A 15,006-nucleotide genomic window follows, 5' to 3' on the forward strand; every position below is an offset into this window, starting at 1 on the left:
GCGATGGACTCAAGAGCGCCGCGTTTAGTCAGTAAACACGCGGCATCGTTAACGACCATCGCGAGCAAGCTCGCTCCCACAATGGAACATTCACTCGTTGATGGGCCGTGCAGACTCGGCGATATCGAGGTGATCTCAGTGTAGCTATTGCTTCGAATGCGCCATCACTGGAAGCTGTTCACCTAAAGGATTTGGAAGCCGACATGAAATTCGACCTCGCCTACTGCCTCAGCCTCAACGACAAGTTGTCGATCTACGACGTTCGGGATCTGAATTTCGACGAGACGATGGATTTCGACTCCGCCCGGGAACACTTCCAGTGCCCCAACGATGCCTGTCGTCTGGCGTTCGATGCGGCCAATGAGCTGGGCACGTTCAACGCCAAGAATGTGAATTACGTGCGTACGCCGCACTTCAAGAACTTGCCGAGTACGCGGCATGTCGAGGGTTGCCCTTATGTCAGCTTGAAGACGCCGGCGCCGGGTGTGGATGAGGCGGAAACGGATGACAGCCGCGAGGAAAACTTCCCGTCGGAATTGTTACTGACTCGGCGTGAGTATGTGCGTAAGCCGTCCAGCCCGAAGGTTGCGGCGGACGGGGTGCGGGGTGAGTCGCCAACGCCTTTGGTGGCAAGCAACGTCGAGCAGCCGGGCAGGGAATCGGCCCCGGACAAGACCAGCGTCTTCGCCCATCCGGTGGAGTGTTTCGTATCGAACTTCGACGACAAGGATTTGCTCAAGCGCGTGCCGCTGAAGATTGGTGAGCACACCGCGCCTTATGGCTCGTTTTTCAAGAAGATTGAATACCTGCAGGACAACAAGGGGCTGATTTACTGGGGCAAGGTCAAGGAGATCAAGGACTACACCCAGAGCTTTCGCATCGATTTCGAGAAGAAGGTCTGGTTCGAAAAGAGGCCTTACTCGGTCAATGTCTACCTGAGCAAAAAGCTCATCGACAGCTACCGCAAGCGCAAGGCGTTCCTGGAGGAGATCAAGCATGCCATCGAGAGCGGGCGGGAATTGTACTGCTTCTTTTATGGCGTGACGCCTGAGCTGAAGCAGGTCCCGAGCAAGAAAAACCCCGAGCAGACGTTCGGGGTGTTCAGTGCCAACATCGAGAATCTGGATCACTTTATTGTGCGGGAAGCGCCGGGGTTGGCGGACAAGTGATTCGAACCAGTGGGTTGTTTTAGTCTGCGTCCAACTGCCGTTGTATCGCCCATATTTCCCGTTTCACTTCCATACGTCGATCGAGCGCGGTCTGGATAGTGGATTCTCCGAGGCTGCAGTACTGGCGTAGCCAGTGAGCCAACATTTCCTCATCCGGGTAGTAATAGTCTTTATGGCCTTTGCTGTTTCTTGGGCAGTCATTCATGTCGCCGTCGAATCGCTCTGCCGAAAACTCATCCGGTGGTAAAGAGCCCCGTTCAGCCGCGACATCCTGAAAAATCCAGGCGATTTCATCGATGTGTTTTTGCGCACTGCGATGGCTGCGCCGGTACAGGACGAACTGACCACAGCTTTCTTGAAAGCGCTCCATCATCGGCTCGGCATCGACCCACTGAAGGATGTCGAACTGCCCTGCATGGCGTATCAGCCCGCTAATCCAGCGATCAGCAAAACGTTGAACAAACCCCTCGGCGTCGGCCTTTTTGGCATCGGCGAAAATCATGCAGTAACGGGTTGGAATGTGAATGGCGAACAGCACGTGTTTGCGTTGAACCGTGATGGCATGAACCAGCCACTGTTCGGCTGACTCATTCGACTCATCGTCTTCAATGATGGGCGATGGTGGATTCTCCACCGTGGTAATTTTCTTGCCCTTGTGCACACGACTGAAGAATTTACTGGCCGCTTCGGTGCAGTTGAAAATCAGCATCCCTGGTTCTCTGATAAAGGTTGGTCAGCCCTGCGGGACTCCCCCCTATTCTTGCGAAAAAAACCACCTTTACCAACCCTCAAATCGAGATGTGATTCCCTGGCGACTTCGACGGTGTTTCCCCTCGTACCGGGACAGCCACCGTTCGTCCGGCCAAAAAGACACATCAAAAATTGCAATTGATCTCGGCTCAAAACAACTGTACAAAAACACAGTATATTTTGACCAACACTCTCGAGCCCGGAGAACACCATGGCCTCTCAAGCGATGAAAATCACCCTGGAACGTATCGCCCTCTTCCAATTCACCCCGGCCCACTGCGCCCAGGCCCGAGCGATGCTGGGCTGGAGTGTGGAAGAGCTGTCGCGCGAATCCCGAGTCTCGGTGGAGGCCATTCAACGCTTCGAGGCACGCCAGGAGGTACTGGATGTCACGCGCCTGGCATTGGCCTATCGGTTCGAATCGGAAGGGCTGGTGTTCTTCCCCGGGTTTGCGCCGGGGCAGGGGATGAATGTGAAAGGGTCGACGCCGAATCCGGTTGGGCGGGCGGATTTTGCGATGGTGGAGTGAGCCAATTCATCGATTGACGATTATTCCTATATTGGTATATTTCGCATAAATCAAAAGGCGGTGCACGCATCGTTTTTTGTAGGAGCGAGCTTGCTCGCGATGGACGTTAACGATAACGCGCAAATCCTGGATAAACGCGGTGTCCTTGAGTCCATCGCGAGCAAGCTCGCTCCTACAGGAGGGCCCGTTTATGCGAAAAGAATTGAAATGATTGAAATCGAAGAAAGCAGTGGCAACGTCTACGAAGATCTCGGGACACCCCACGCCAATGAAATGCGAGTCAAATCCCAGTTGGCTGCAAAAATTGGCGAAATCATCAAGGCCCGCCATTTGACCCAGGTTCAGGCGTCCGAAATTTTAGGCCTGTCACAGCCCAAGCTATCTGAAATGTTGCGCGGAAAATTTCGTGGGATCAGTGAGGCCAAGATGATGGAATGCCTGTTACTTCTCGGACGGGATGTGCAAATCGTGGTCAAGTCGGCCCCGCGCTCACGCAAAGAGGGCCGAATTGAAGTGTTTTTTAGCTGAGGCCTACAACTCAACCAATCACTCTACGCGTTCTGCACCACCACCCGCTCACTCTCCCCTTCCACCGCCAGCCACCACGCACCACCACGCTGAGGATGCATCAAGTTGAACGCTTCACCCATCTGCGGTGTGGTGATCGATACGTTGCGTTCCCAGGCCAGGGCCAGGATGCGGTCGAAGGGTTCGTACCAGGCGTGCATCGACAGGTCGAAGGTGCCGTTGTGGATCGGCAGTAGCCAGCGGCCCTTGAGGTCGAGGTGGGCTTGCAGGGTTTGTTCGGGTTGCATGTGCACGTGCGGCCAGTCGACGTTGTAGGCACCGGTTTCCATCAGGGTCAGGTCGAATGGGCCGTACTGTTCGCCGATGCGTTTGAAGCCGTCGAAGTAGCCGCTGTCGCCGCTGAAGAAAATGCGCGTGTCACCGTCGATCATCACCCACGAGGCCCAGAGGGTGCTGTTGCTGTCGAACAGGCCACGGCCGGAGAAATGTTGCGATGGTGTGGCGATGAACTGGATGCCCTCGACTTCCGTGCCTTGCCACCAGTCCAGTTGGCGGACTTTGCTGGGGTCGATGCCCCACTTGATCAGGGTGTCGCCTACGCCGAGCGGTGTAAGGAAGTATTTGGTCTTGTCCGCGAGCTTGCGCACGGCCTGATGGTCCAGGTGATCGTAGTGGTCGTGGGACAGGATCACCGCTTCGATCGGCGGCAATGCTTCCAGGCTGATCGGTGGTTGGTGGAACCGCTTGGGGCCGGCCCATTGCACGGGCGAAGCGCGCTCGGCGAAGACCGGGTCGGTGATCCAGAATTTGTCGCGCAACTTGAGCAGAACCGTGGAGTGGCCCAGGCGATAGACGCTGTGATTGGGCGCGGCGATCAGCGCGGCTTGCGTCAGGGTTTGCACCGGGACGGGGGCGCTCGGGCGGGTGTTTTGCGGTTTGTGAAACAGCGCGTTCCACAGGATGCCCATGGTTTTGCCAAAGCTTAAACGTTGAACCGGTGTGAAGTTCTGATACTGGCCTTGAGCCTGTCGGGACGCTTCAGGGGTGGAGGCGTTGTCCACCGGGGAGTTTGAATTGGCCATGACTGAATGACTCCAGAAAAACCGCGTTTGACGCGATTCTCCGTTTTGGGACGATAAATGGCCAAGGCACGCACGCATCAGCCGGACTTTCTATTTTTACCGGGCAGGATTAACAAAACATTACACTGCACAGTGTAGTTTCTAGGTTGCATCAAAGTCGGCGACAAGTAAACTGCTGAGTGTAATTTCCCATTTCTTCCTGCCGAAGCGTACTTATGACAGCTCCACAGCGCCTCACCGACCGAAAACGCCAAGCGATCATTCAAGCCGCGATCAACGAGTTCCGTGACAACGGTTTCGAGATCACCAGCATGGACAGGATTGCGGCCACTGCCGGTGTGTCGAAGCGCACGGTGTACAACCACTTTCCCAGCAAGGAAGAGTTGTTCGCCGAGACCCTCAATCAGTTATGGATCCGGGTGATGGCAGAACAGGAAACGGCCTACCGTCCCGACCTGCCGTTGCGCGACCAATTGCGTGTATTGCTGATGGCCAAGCTGCAAATGTTGGGCGATGACAACTTTCTCGATCTGGCCCGGGTGGCGATAGCGGCGACGATTCATTCCCCGGAGCGGGCGCAGGATATGGTGGCGCGAATGGGCGAACGCGAAGAAGGGCTGACGGTATGGATTCGGGCCGCACAGGCCGACGGTCGATTGAAAGCCATTGCCCCTGATTTTGCCGCACAGCAGGTGCAAGGGCTGCTCAAGTCGTTTGCCTTCTGGCCGCAGATTTCCATGGGCAAGCCTGGCTTGTCGCCCGAAGAACAACACCAGGTGGCCGAGTCCGCGCTGGACATGTTTCTGGCCTGCTATCAGTTGCAATAAATGACAAGGTCAACGGCGATGTCGAAGGATGGATGGCTCTGATTGGAATGGCACATGTGTTTCAGAATGAAACTGGCGCTGAGGCTATAGTGAGCTTCAGTCCCAGCGCCAGACAGAGAGCATCATGACCACCAGCCACGAAACCGCCGCCCCCGTCGATCACCTGCGTTTCCATCGCCATCACGCCCATCTGGCGCCGACCTTTGGCAATGACAAGTTTGCCCTGCGCGCGGAAGCCTTTGCGCGGTTCTTCGGCACCCCGACCTTTCTTGGCGCCCAAACGCTGATCGTGGTGGTCTGGGTATGCCTCAACCTGTCCGGTGTCACCCACTTCGATGCGTACCCGTTCATCCTGCTCAACCTGGCGTTCAGCCTGCAATCGGCCTATGCCGCGCCTTTGATTCTGTTGGCCCAGACGCGTCAGGCTGCGCGGGACAAGGCCCAATCCGATGCCGATGCGCAGCACCGCGAAGCGCTGGCGACCGCCAACAGTGAGCGGCAGGCAGAAGCCGCGAAAAACACCGCGCAACTGCTGGAGCTGCTTGAGCAGAACACCCGCCTCACGGAGATGACCAAGGCCCTTACCGAGCGCATCGAAAACCTTACGACGCAAATGCATGAGCAGTTCGTGCCCAAGGATAAGCCACAGGCCTGAACGGTTTCACGGCAGTTTCAGCGCCCGCCCCAGCTCATCGAACAAGGTGACCACCGAGCGCAAGGCCCGGCAGTCGGGACGGGTCAGCAGCCACAGCGCGGTGTCGTATCCGTGCAAGGGCTCGCCCAATGGACGCAATCCCTCGCCGATCAAGAAGTCCGGCAACGCTGCGACACCCAGCCCCGCCCTGACCAGCTCGGTCACCGACAGCATGCTGTTGCAACGGTAACCCGGCGTTACGCCCGGCAAGGCCTGGCGACGCCAGGTCACGGTCGGGTGATCCGGCAGGAAGTCATCCGGGGCGATCCAGGTCAATGAGGCCAGGTCTGTGGTGTTGACCGATTGCAGGTATCGCTCACTGGCGCAGACGCGGTAGGCAATATCCCCCAGTCGCCGTCCCACTAGATGCTCCGGTGGCGTGCGGGTCAGGCGCAGGGCGATATCGGCATCCCGGCGGCTGAGGTTGGCAAAATCATTGGACGTGCTGAGTTCGAGCGTAAGCGCCGGATAGTTCGGCATGAACTGCGCCAGCGCCGGCAACAGCAAACCTTGCAGGACCGAATCGGTACAGGTCAGGCGCACGATGCCGCTGATCACTTCACCCCCCTGCTCCACACCGATGCGCGCCGCCTCCAGCGCCTGTTCAGCGCGCTCGGCCTGCTCGGCCAGTGACTGCGCCAGGGTGGTGGGCAGGTAACCGGTGCGGCTTTTTTCGAACAATTGCTGACCCAGCGCAGCCTCCAGCCGGCGCACTGCTCGAAACACCGTCGAAACGTCCACCTTCAACAGCTGCGCGGCGCGAGACAGAGAGCCGCCGCGTACCAATGCGAGGATCAAGGCCAGGTCCGGGTAGTCCAGTCGATAGTGCGTCGCTGCATTGATCACTTGGGAAAACGCCAATATTGAGTGCGTGAACGCCAATCTATAGTGGGCCTCAGGAATCAACAAGTGCAGAGGCCCCCTCATGGAAAATCCTCCGATTCGCATCGCCCTGATCGGCGACTACGACCCGCAAGTCACCGCCCACCAGGCCATTCCCGTGGCCCTTGAAATGGCCGCTGAACACAGCGACCTGAACGTGCAATGGCAATGGCTGGCCACCGATGAAATCCACGCCGAGACACCGCTGCACCCGTTCGATGGCTTCTGGTGTGTGCCGGCCAGTCCGTATCGCAACATGGACGGTGCATTGCTGGCGATCCGTTTTGCCCGCGAACAACGGCGACCTTTCCTCGGCACCTGCGGCGGCTTTCAGCACGCGGCGCTGGAATATGCACGCAATGTGCTGGGCTGGTCGGATGCCGAACACGGCGAGACGGCGCCCGATGCAGCACGGGCGCTGCTGACGCCACTGTCGTGTGCGCTGGTCGAGGCCGTCGATTCCATTCATCTGGCTGAAGGCTCGTTGATCGCACAGGCGTACGAAAGCGCCGAGATTCATGAAGGCTATCGCTGTCGCTATGGGGTGAATCCGCAGTTCGAAGGGGAGTTGCTCAAGCGCGAGCTGCATGCCGTCGGCCACGATTCGCAACAGGGACTGCGCGCGGTCGAACTCAGCGGCCATCCGTTCTTTGTCGCGACCTTGTTTCAGCCCGAGCGGGCGGCACTCGCAGGTGTCTTGCCGCCGCTGGTTGGCGCCTTTGTCGAAGCCTGTGCGGGGCGCTCGTCATGATCGCCGATACGCCAGCGGCACCTTATTACGCGGTGATCTTCACCTCGCTGCGCACCGAGGGTGATCAGGGTTACGCCGAAGCGGCTGCAAGGATGCTGGAGCTCGCCCGTGAACAGCCGGGGTTTCTCGGCGTGGAATCGGCTCGGGGTGAGGATGGGCTGGGAATCACCGTGTCGTATTGGGCCAGTGAGGCGGCGATTCTGGCGTGGAAGCATCATCCTGAGCATACGGCGATTCGCGAGCGTGGGCGTTCGACCTGGTATGCGCGGTGTTATACGCGGGTGTGTCGGGTTGAGCGGGCCTACGGGTTTAATCAGTAAATGATGCGGTGTTGTTGAGGCCGTCTTCGCGAGCAAGCCCGCTCCCACAAGGATTGATGGCAACCTGTGGGAGCTGGCTTGCTCGCGAAGAGGCCAGAACAGTCACCACAAAAAACTCAACCCTGAACCCGACTGCGAACCGCCGATATCTCCGGCACTTCCCCCCGGTTCATGTACACCCGCAACGGCTCGGTGATGTTGATCCGGTCATCGATGTTCTGGTCCAGCAACAACTGGATCAATTCGCGCTTGAGTGTCATGGCCTGCCCGGGCCCCGCGCCCCAGACGAATTCGCTGGTCGGGATGATGCCGTCGTCCGCCACGTCCATGCCGAACGAGTCTTCGCTGAAGCGCACGAGGTAGTGGCCGGTCTTGCGGTTGAGGCCGACGAAGCCTTTGAGTTGGTCGGCCGCCTGGCAGATGAGCTGGGAAGTGATGCGCATGGTAAACCCCGCAATGGTGATCGTTGGTTTACACGCAGGGCCTGCGTTTCCCTCTGCCGGGGAAATTGCAGGGCGCCAGCGTACTGCAAACGGGCGCACAAAAACGCTGACGAAAATCAGCTTCAGGCAGATTTATGTCGGTCTCGCGATAGCGTCTGCAAAGATGAGTTGTTAAAAGGGACCGCTCACTCATTGCGAAAGGACCTCGACCATGCCCGCAACCTTCACTAAAAGCGCCCTGTTGTTGAGCCTGTTGCTAGGCCTCGGCCAGGCACAGGCCGCCAGCGAACCCGGTCCCACGGAACTGGCGACTCGCCTGGGCATTCCGCACCCGGCGGTGATCGCCCACCGTGGCGCGTCTTTCGATGCGCCGGAATCCACCGCCGCGGCCTACAAGACGGCCCGCGACCTGGGTGCCGATTACCTGGAACTGGATCTGCAGCGCAGCAAGGACGGCGTGCTGTTCGCCCTGCACGACAACAACCTGCAACGCACGACCGACGTCGCCAGCAAATTCCCCGAGCGCAAGGACAGCCCGGCCAATGCATTCACCATGGCCGAGTTGAAAACCCTGGATGCGGGCAGCTGGTTCAATGCCGCCTACCCGGATCGCGCGCGTCCTGCTTTCGCCGGCCTGAAGATTCTGACCCTGGATGAAATCATCGACATCGCCGAGGGCAGCGCCCAGCACAAGCCCGGGCTGTACATCGAGACCAAGGAGCCCAAGCAGTTTCCCGGCATCGAACACGACCTCAAGGAAAAACTCCAGGCCCGTGGCTGGCTGAACCCGAGCGAATCGAAACCGGCCAACAGCGCGCTGGCGGTAGGCCAGGGCAACGGCAAGGTGGTCCTGCAGACCTTCGAGAAGAGCAGTCTCGAACTGCTGCAAAAGGAAATGCCGAAGGTGCCGAAGATCCTGTTGCTGTGGGTCGGTGAAGGCAGTATCGAGCCCAAGTCCAAGGTGACCTTTGCCGAGTCCGGCGAAAAAGATAAAGCCGCTTACTACGCCAAACAACAACCGAAGGATAAAGCCGAATTCCAGCGCTGGGTCGACTACGCCAAGGCCCAGGGCGCCATCGGTACCGGCCCGTCCGCTGCACTGACCCAGGGTGGCGACCAGAGCTACTCGGATCTGGTGCAACCCTGGATGAACCAGTACACCCACGATCAGGGCCTGCTGGTGCACGTCTACACCATCGACGATGCAGTGGACTACCAGAAAGTCATGGACGCCGGCGTCGACGGGATCTTCACCAACCGCGCCAGTGAGTTGTTGAAGTTCTATAAACGTCCGGCAGCGGCGAGTGTCGCGCAGTTGCTACAGAACAACGGCTACTGATCCAGAGTCGCGTAAAACCCTGTGGGAGCGGGCTTGCTCGCGAAAGGGCCATCAGCTTCAACATCCACGTTGACTGACACTCCGCATTCGCGAGCAAGCCCGCTCCCACAGGTTATGTATTTGTGTTTGTATGTTCGGGCACAGTCCCACAGGAATTGATGCAGGACATGTAGAGGGTTTTAAGGGTGGCTTAAGTTACACAAGCTAACCTGATCTCACTTAAACAGATCACCCAAGGAAAGAAGCCCATGAAGACCCTGACTGCTTTGTTCACCGCTGCGACCCTGATGCTCACCGCGGGTTTGGCCCAGGCAAAAGATGTGCCTGTCGACCAGATCCCTCAATTGGTCAAGGAAGGCAAGATCAAGCCGCTGGAAGAGTTGAACCAGATCGTGTTGAAGCTGCACCCGGGCGCCACCATCACCGACAGCGACCTGGACAAACACTCCACTATCTACGAGTACGAAGTCGAACTGCGTGACGCCAGCAATGTTGAATGGGACGTGGATTTGAACGCCGCCACCGGCGAAGTCCTGAAGAACAAACAAGACGACTGATGCCCCCCAGCAAAAGCCGCACGATTTGAAAGTCGTGCGGCTTTTTTGCGTCTGGATGATTGATCAGGCGGACGTGCTGCCGCCCTCATCCTGCAAGGCCTGCAACAGTGATTGCGTGGCAGTTGCCGCCACTACTGGCGTCACAAAAAAGTCATCCGCGCTTGCGATGATGCCGCTCAAGTGAACCTGTAAAACACGCAACAGGCGCCTCCCCCTTGCGAGTCCTCATGAACCACAGCCTCGATCAAAGCCATCGCGACACGGATCTGTTCGGCCTGCTCTACGGTTTCAGTTTTCGCCCCGGTGAGGCCGGTCGGGAAATCAATTCCGCCGAGGCTTTGCAGTTCCTGCAACAACCGGAAAGCGACGAACAGTTTCTCTGGCTGCACCTGAACCTCGCCCATGCCGCGTGCGAGCGCTGGATGAAAAGCCACCTGGAATTGCCCGAGGAATTTTTCGAGGCGCTGCACGAAGGCTCGCGCTCGACGCGCATCGAGCATGTCGACTCCGCGCTGCTGGCGGTGGTCAACGACGTGGTGTTCAACCTCAGCAACCTGATCTCGTCGGATGTCTCGACCTTGTGGGTGTGCGCCCGCAGTCGGCTGATCATCAGCGCTCGCCTGCAGCCGCTGCACTCGGTGGACAAGTTGCGCTCGTCGGTGAAGGCCCGGGAATGCTTTCGCTCCCCGCTGGAGCTGCTGGTGCATCTGCTGCGTGACCAGGGTGAAGTGCTGACCCAGATCGTGCGCAAGACCAGCCAGAGCGTGGACCAGATCGAAGACGAGTTGCTCTCCTCGCGCCTGTCGACCAACCGCGCCGAGCTGGGCGCCAATCGCCGGGTGCTGGTGCGTTTGCAACGGCTGCTGGCGCTGGAGCCAGGCTCGTTGCTGCGCCTGCTCAACCGGCCGCCGCAATGGCTGCAAAAGGAAGACGTGAAGGAACTGCGCAAATCCACCGAGGAGTTTGCGCTGATCATCAACGACCTCACGGCGCTGGGTGAGCGGATCAAGCTGTTGCAGGAAGAGATCGCCGCCAACATCAACGAACAGACCAACCGCACGCTGTTCACCCTGACAGTGGTGACGGTGCTGGCGCTGCCGATCAACATCATTGCCGGTTTCTTCGGCATGAACGTCGGCGGCATTCCGCTGGCCGATGACCCGGAAGGTTTCTGGATCCTGGTGGCACTGGTCGCGACCTTTACCGTGATTGCCGGACGCTGGGCGTTTCGCAAGCAGCAGGATTATTAAGATCAAAAGATCGCAGCCAATGGCACCCCCTACATCTGTAGGAGCTGCCGAAGGCTGCGATCTTTTGACTTTGCTTTTTAAAAACAAGATCAAAAGATCGCAGCCTTCGGCAGCTCCTACAAGGCGCACAACCTCATCCCGACCAGTGTCTGAGCCGGGATGCAAACGCATTTCGTCGCAAATTCAGGGGTTTGCGCGGTTATTGATCCGGCACCCGCCAGATTGCACTTCAGTTTGCTAACGTGTGGCCGACTCTTAAGAGACTCGATGTATTCAGGAGTGGAATCGTGAATCTGTACATCAATCAGCTTCAACACAAAGCTGACTTCAAAGAAGCCATCTACGCCGGCGATATCTTCCTGAACACTCAGTTGCGCGCCGCCAAAGAGCTGTGTGGCTTTGCCCAGGAAAGCATCACGGCGGCCTTCGATGGCGAAACCAACCACCAGGCGCTGCACACGCTGATGCCGGTGGAAGAGTTCGTGGTACTGGTGACTCGTCTCAAGGGTCAGTTCACCAACAGCCTGCGGGCCAAGGAGCTGATCCGCAGTTTCACCGACGAAATCGGTGCCGCTCCCGAGGAGTTCATTTTCGACGTACCGCGCATTCGTGTCGTGCCCAACTACGACTACCTGCACGCCGGCGTCAGCTATGCCTACAAGCCCCATCGCGATACCTGGTACGGCGGAGTCGACTGCCAGATCAATACCTGGATGCCGGTCTACACGATCCAGCCTGACCAGACCATGATGATCAACCCGGCCTACTTCGACGCCCCGGTGCAAAACACCTCGGCGCAGTGGAGCCTGGCCGACTGGATCGGCGTGCAACGCCAACGCGCCCAGGACAACATCAAGGAAGAGGCACGCCAACACCCGGTGCCCACCGAAGCCATCAACACGGCCTCCGAACTGCGCGTCGCCGGCAACACGGGCGAGATGCTGGTGTTTTCAGGCTCGCACCTGCACGGCACCGTGCCCAATTACACACAACAGACCCGCTTCAGCGTGGACTTTCGCCTGATGCACCTCGACGACGTCAGGCACAAGCGCGGCGCAATCAACGTCGACAATGCCTGCCCGGATGTCGGTGCCGGTTTCAAAGACTTTTTCCACGTCCACGACTTTTCGAACTTCCAGGGAATCCAGCAATGACCAAGCGTCGCATCACGCCCGCCGAGGCCCAATACAACGAAACCCGCGCCAACGTCCTGAAACGGGTCGATGCCGAATACGTGGCCGACGCTCCGTTCGTCTTCGCCAACCGCATTGGCGTGACCGCCGCGCTGTCGCGTATGGAGCTGTTCAAGAAGGTCGCGGAAGTACCGGGCGCGATCATTGAATGCGGCGTGTACAAGGGCAACTCGTTGATGCTCTACATGCACCTGTCGATGATTCTCGAGCCCTATGCGATCAACCGTTCGATCATCGGCTTCGACACCTTCGAAGGTTTCCAGAGCATCGACAAGAAAGAAGACCCGGCCGACGTCAACGAGACCATGTTCTCCGACACCGACCAGTCGCTGATCCAGGACATGATCGACGCCAACGACCTGTTGCGCCCGGTCAACCGCATCCCGCGTTGCGAGCTGGTCAAGGGCGACATCGTCAAGACCGTGCCGGAGTGGGTCAAGACCCGTCCGGACCTGGTCGTGGCCATGCTGATCCTCGACACCGACCTGTACGAATCGACCAAAGTCGCGCTGGAAACCTTCCTGCCGTACATGCCCAAAGGCGCGATCGTGGTGCTCGACGAAGTCGCCTACCGCAACTTCCCGGGCGAAACCAAGGCCCTGCGTGAAGTGCTCGACCTGAACAAGATCGAACTCAAGCGCCTGCCGTTCGATTCGTGCGTGGGTTACTTCCACGTCTGATCCAAAGTGGCGCAATACCTGTGGGAGCGGGCTTGCTCGCGAAGACGGAGTGTCAGTCACCATCATTGCTGAATGACAAACCGCCTTCGCGAGCAAGCCCGCTCCCACAAAAAGCACGGTTTCAGACTTCTGAGCGGATCACCTCCCCCAGCCAATCCATGAACACCCTCACCCGCACCGGCAAATGCCGCTGCCGGGCATAGAGCAGCGACGCCTCCATGGACGGCGCATTGAACGGCGACAACACCTCGACCAGTTCACCGCTCTGCAGGTATTGCTGCATGCCCATTCTCGGCGCCTGAATCAGGCCGAAACCACCCAGGCAGGCGGCCTCATAGGCATCGGTGCTGTTGACCGTGACACTGCCGGCCATCGGCAGTCGCTGCACCTGCCCCTTGTCAACGTACACAAAGCCTTCCGAACGCGAACCCAAAACGCCGACGTAGTGCACCAGCCGATGCCGCGCCAGATCCTCCAGCCGCTCGGGCACGCCATAGCGCTGCAAATACGCAGGGCTGGCACAATTGACCATGGTGAAGTCACACAGGTGTCGCGCCACCACCGATTGGTCCGGCTGGGCGCCAATGCGCAGCACGCAATCGAACCCTTCGGCGAGCAGATCGACCCGACGGTCGGTGCTGCTGATTTCCAGCTCAAGCAGCGGGTGCTGCGCCATGAACGCCGGCAGGCGCGGCATGATCACGCGACGGGCGAGAATGTTCGGCAGGTCGATGCGAATGCGCCCCACCAGCGACGCCTCGTCCTGGCGAAACAAGCCCTCGATCTCGTCCATGTGCGACAACAGGTCCTTGCTGCGCTCATACAACACCAGGCCATCCTGGGTCGCCTGGACCTTGCGCGTGGTGCGTTGCAACAACCGGGTGCCGAGCAATGCCTCCAGCGCCTGCACATGCTCGGACACCGTGGATCTGGGCAGCCCAAGACTTTCTCCGGCGAGGGTAAAACTCGACATCTCGCTGACACGGACAAAGGTGCGCAACAGTTCCAGTTTGTTCATCAGCCTGCTCTTGTATTGTTCGGTTTATCCGACCAGTGATTCCGATTTCACTCTGTTTATCACCCCTGCACGGATAAATAAACTTCCTCACATCAACCGCCCACTGCACCTGAGGAAGTCCCATGAACCGTAAAATCGCACTGATCACCGGCGCCAGCCGCGGCCTCGGCAAAAACGCAGCCCTGCATCTGGTTGCCCAAGGCATCGACATCATCGGCACCTACAACAGCCGCGCCGATGAGGCCCAGGCACTGGTGGCCGAGATCGAAAGCCTGGGCGGTCGCGCCGTCATGCTGCAACTGGACGTTGCCCGCAGTGAAAGCTTCAGTGCCTTCGCCAGCGAAGTCGCGAAGGTCCTGCACAGCCACTTCGAGCGCGAAAGTTTCGATTTTCTGATCAACAACGCCGGGATCGGCCTGCACGCCAACTTCGTCGACACCACCGTCGAGCAGTTCGACCTGTTGGTGAACATCCAACTCAAGGGGCCGTTTTTCCTCACGCAAAGCTTGTTGCCGTTGCTCAATGACGGCGGGCGCATCATCAACATTTCCAGTGGCCTGACCCGCTTCAGCTTGCCGGGCCACAGTGCCTATGCGGCGATGAAAGGCGCGATGGAAGTGTTGACCCGCTACCAGGCCAAGGAACTCGGTGCGCGCAAGATCGCGGTGAATATCCTCGCACCCGGCGCGATTGAAACCGATTTCGGCGGTGGCGCCGTGCGCGACAACCCCGGGTTGAACACCCTGGTGGCGAACAACACCGCCCTGGGTCGCGCCGGCTTGCCGGATGACATCGGCGCCGCGATTGCGCTGCTGCTGGCGCCGGGCAGCCAGTGGATCAATGGCCAGCGCATCGAGGCGTCGGGGGGGATGTTTTTGTAAAACGAGTAAAGACGGCTGTTGGAAAACCCTGTGGCGAGGGAGCTTGCTCCCGCTGGGCTGCGAAGCGGCCCCTAACATCGACGACTGCTGCGCAGCCGAGCGGGAGCAAGCTC

The 15,006-nt window shown here is 58.8% G+C and carries 18 protein-coding genes; 13 read left to right on the forward strand and 5 right to left on the reverse strand.

What is annotated here, in order from left to right:
- The first annotated feature begins 203 nt into the window (after positions 1 to 203).
- A complete protein-coding gene (locus tag AC07YV_RS18025) occupies positions 204 to 1,169 on the forward strand; it encodes a hypothetical protein (RefSeq protein ID WP_102700552.1) in 966 nt (321 codons plus the stop codon).
- Positions 1,170 to 1,188: 19 nt separating this feature from the next.
- Here AC07YV_RS18025 and AC07YV_RS18030 read toward each other — a convergent pair whose 3' ends face one another.
- On the reverse strand, positions 1,189 to 1,878 hold the full coding sequence (locus AC07YV_RS18030) for a DUF6933 domain-containing protein (protein WP_102700551.1): 690 nt from the start codon (positions 1,876 to 1,878) through the stop codon (positions 1,189 to 1,191).
- A gap of 252 nt (positions 1,879 to 2,130) precedes the next feature.
- Between AC07YV_RS18030 and AC07YV_RS18035 the strand changes: the two genes are divergently transcribed.
- Entirely contained in the window at positions 2,131 to 2,448 is a 318-nt protein-coding gene (locus AC07YV_RS18035; protein WP_102700550.1) for a helix-turn-helix domain-containing protein, read from the forward strand.
- Between the two features lie 207 nt (positions 2,449 to 2,655).
- Positions 2,656 to 2,976, forward strand: a complete 321-nt coding sequence (locus AC07YV_RS18040; RefSeq protein WP_102700549.1) for a helix-turn-helix domain-containing protein — start codon at positions 2,656 to 2,658, stop codon at positions 2,974 to 2,976.
- Positions 2,977 to 2,999: 23 nt separating this feature from the next.
- On the opposite strand, the gene AC07YV_RS18045 is transcribed toward AC07YV_RS18040, so the two are convergent.
- The gene (locus tag AC07YV_RS18045) at positions 3,000 to 4,058 is read right to left on the reverse strand and encodes an MBL fold metallo-hydrolase (protein ID WP_102700548.1); all 1,059 of its coding nucleotides are present in this window, start codon (positions 4,056 to 4,058) and stop codon (positions 3,000 to 3,002) included.
- Positions 4,059 to 4,273: 215 nt separating this feature from the next.
- Here AC07YV_RS18045 and AC07YV_RS18050 point away from each other — a divergent pair, with 215 nt between their 5' ends.
- Both AC07YV_RS18050 and AC07YV_RS18055 read left to right on the forward strand, forming a co-directional pair.
- Positions 4,274 to 4,885, forward strand: a complete 612-nt coding sequence (locus tag AC07YV_RS18050) for a TetR/AcrR family transcriptional regulator (protein WP_102700547.1) — start codon at positions 4,274 to 4,276, stop codon at positions 4,883 to 4,885.
- 124 nt (positions 4,886 to 5,009) lie between these two features.
- A complete protein-coding gene (locus tag AC07YV_RS18055) occupies positions 5,010 to 5,540 on the forward strand; it encodes a DUF1003 domain-containing protein (protein WP_102700546.1) in 531 nt (176 codons plus the stop codon).
- A 6-nt stretch (positions 5,541 to 5,546) separates the two neighbouring features.
- Here the strand turns inward: AC07YV_RS18055 and AC07YV_RS18060 are convergent, their stop codons facing one another.
- A complete protein-coding gene (locus AC07YV_RS18060) occupies positions 5,547 to 6,488 on the reverse strand; it encodes a LysR family transcriptional regulator (RefSeq protein WP_102700556.1) in 942 nt (313 codons plus the stop codon).
- A 16-nt stretch (positions 6,489 to 6,504) separates the two neighbouring features.
- On the opposite strand from AC07YV_RS18060, the gene AC07YV_RS18065 reads away from it, so the two are divergent.
- The gene (locus AC07YV_RS18065) at positions 6,505 to 7,212 is read left to right on the forward strand and encodes a CTP synthase C-terminal region-related (seleno)protein (RefSeq protein ID WP_102700545.1); all 708 of its coding nucleotides are present in this window, start codon (positions 6,505 to 6,507) and stop codon (positions 7,210 to 7,212) included.
- Complete coding sequence (locus AC07YV_RS18070) at positions 7,209 to 7,532, forward strand: antibiotic biosynthesis monooxygenase family protein (protein ID WP_102700544.1); 324 nt, start codon at positions 7,209 to 7,211, stop codon at positions 7,530 to 7,532. The genes AC07YV_RS18065 and AC07YV_RS18070 overlap by 4 nt, the downstream gene beginning before the upstream one ends.
- A gap of 116 nt (positions 7,533 to 7,648) precedes the next feature.
- Here AC07YV_RS18070 and AC07YV_RS18075 read toward each other — a convergent pair whose 3' ends face one another.
- Entirely contained in the window at positions 7,649 to 7,975 is a 327-nt protein-coding gene (locus tag AC07YV_RS18075) for a DUF2025 family protein (RefSeq protein ID WP_102700543.1), read from the reverse strand.
- Positions 7,976 to 8,186: 211 nt separating this feature from the next.
- Between AC07YV_RS18075 and AC07YV_RS18080 the strand changes: the two genes are divergently transcribed.
- The 5 genes from AC07YV_RS18080 to AC07YV_RS18100 all read left to right on the forward strand — a co-directional run bounded on the left by AC07YV_RS18080 (position 8,187) and on the right by AC07YV_RS18100 (position 12,994).
- Positions 8,187 to 9,314, forward strand: coding sequence for a glycerophosphodiester phosphodiesterase (locus AC07YV_RS18080; RefSeq protein WP_102700542.1), 1,128 nt, complete (start codon positions 8,187 to 8,189; stop codon positions 9,312 to 9,314).
- 248 nt (positions 9,315 to 9,562) lie between these two features.
- Positions 9,563 to 9,871 carry a PepSY domain-containing protein gene (locus tag AC07YV_RS18085; protein WP_102700541.1) on the forward strand — a complete coding sequence of 103 codons (309 nt, stop codon included), beginning with the start codon at positions 9,563 to 9,565 and terminating at the stop codon, positions 9,869 to 9,871.
- 227 nt (positions 9,872 to 10,098) lie between these two features.
- The gene (locus AC07YV_RS18090) at positions 10,099 to 11,121 is read left to right on the forward strand and encodes a transporter (protein WP_102700540.1); all 1,023 of its coding nucleotides are present in this window, start codon (positions 10,099 to 10,101) and stop codon (positions 11,119 to 11,121) included.
- Between the two features lie 287 nt (positions 11,122 to 11,408).
- Positions 11,409 to 12,275 carry a hypothetical protein gene (locus tag AC07YV_RS18095; protein ID WP_102700539.1) on the forward strand — a complete coding sequence of 289 codons (867 nt, stop codon included), beginning with the start codon at positions 11,409 to 11,411 and terminating at the stop codon, positions 12,273 to 12,275.
- Complete coding sequence (locus tag AC07YV_RS18100; RefSeq protein ID WP_007946102.1) at positions 12,272 to 12,994, forward strand: TylF/MycF/NovP-related O-methyltransferase; 723 nt, start codon at positions 12,272 to 12,274, stop codon at positions 12,992 to 12,994. Before AC07YV_RS18095 ends, AC07YV_RS18100 begins: the two co-directional genes overlap by 4 nt.
- A gap of 121 nt (positions 12,995 to 13,115) precedes the next feature.
- Here AC07YV_RS18100 and AC07YV_RS18105 read toward each other — a convergent pair whose 3' ends face one another.
- Entirely contained in the window at positions 13,116 to 14,012 is an 897-nt protein-coding gene (locus AC07YV_RS18105) for a LysR family transcriptional regulator (protein ID WP_102700538.1), read from the reverse strand.
- A gap of 122 nt (positions 14,013 to 14,134) precedes the next feature.
- Here AC07YV_RS18105 and AC07YV_RS18110 point away from each other — a divergent pair, with 122 nt between their 5' ends.
- A complete protein-coding gene (locus AC07YV_RS18110; protein ID WP_102700537.1) occupies positions 14,135 to 14,893 on the forward strand; it encodes an SDR family NAD(P)-dependent oxidoreductase in 759 nt (252 codons plus the stop codon).
- Positions 14,894 to 15,006 lie beyond the last annotated feature (113 nt).

It is taken from the genome of Pseudomonas sp. GW456-E7 (assembly GCF_059424105.1).

Coding starts and splice junctions, on each gene's coding strand:
- AC07YV_RS18025 (WP_102700552.1), top strand. CDS start 204: ATGAAATTCGACCTCGCCTACTGCCTCAGCCTCAACGACAAGTTGTCG.
- AC07YV_RS18030 (WP_102700551.1), bottom strand. CDS start 1,878: ATGCTGATTTTCAACTGCACCGAAGCGGCCAGTAAATTCTTCAGTCGT.
- AC07YV_RS18035 (WP_102700550.1), top strand. CDS start 2,131: ATGGCCTCTCAAGCGATGAAAATCACCCTGGAACGTATCGCCCTCTTC.
- AC07YV_RS18040 (WP_102700549.1), top strand. CDS start 2,656: ATGATTGAAATCGAAGAAAGCAGTGGCAACGTCTACGAAGATCTCGGG.
- AC07YV_RS18045 (WP_102700548.1), bottom strand. CDS start 4,058: ATGGCCAATTCAAACTCCCCGGTGGACAACGCCTCCACCCCTGAAGCG.
- AC07YV_RS18050 (WP_102700547.1), top strand. CDS start 4,274: ATGACAGCTCCACAGCGCCTCACCGACCGAAAACGCCAAGCGATCATT.
- AC07YV_RS18055 (WP_102700546.1), top strand. CDS start 5,010: ATGACCACCAGCCACGAAACCGCCGCCCCCGTCGATCACCTGCGTTTC.
- AC07YV_RS18065 (WP_102700545.1), top strand. CDS start 6,505: ATGGAAAATCCTCCGATTCGCATCGCCCTGATCGGCGACTACGACCCG.
- AC07YV_RS18070 (WP_102700544.1), top strand. CDS start 7,209: ATGATCGCCGATACGCCAGCGGCACCTTATTACGCGGTGATCTTCACC.
- AC07YV_RS18075 (WP_102700543.1), bottom strand. CDS start 7,975: ATGCGCATCACTTCCCAGCTCATCTGCCAGGCGGCCGACCAACTCAAA.
- AC07YV_RS18080 (WP_102700542.1), top strand. CDS start 8,187: ATGCCCGCAACCTTCACTAAAAGCGCCCTGTTGTTGAGCCTGTTGCTA.
- AC07YV_RS18085 (WP_102700541.1), top strand. CDS start 9,563: ATGAAGACCCTGACTGCTTTGTTCACCGCTGCGACCCTGATGCTCACC.
- AC07YV_RS18090 (WP_102700540.1), top strand. CDS start 10,099: ATGAACCACAGCCTCGATCAAAGCCATCGCGACACGGATCTGTTCGGC.
- AC07YV_RS18100 (WP_007946102.1), top strand. CDS start 12,272: ATGACCAAGCGTCGCATCACGCCCGCCGAGGCCCAATACAACGAAACC.
- AC07YV_RS18105 (WP_102700538.1), bottom strand. CDS start 14,012: ATGAACAAACTGGAACTGTTGCGCACCTTTGTCCGTGTCAGCGAGATG.
- AC07YV_RS18110 (WP_102700537.1), top strand. CDS start 14,135: ATGAACCGTAAAATCGCACTGATCACCGGCGCCAGCCGCGGCCTCGGC.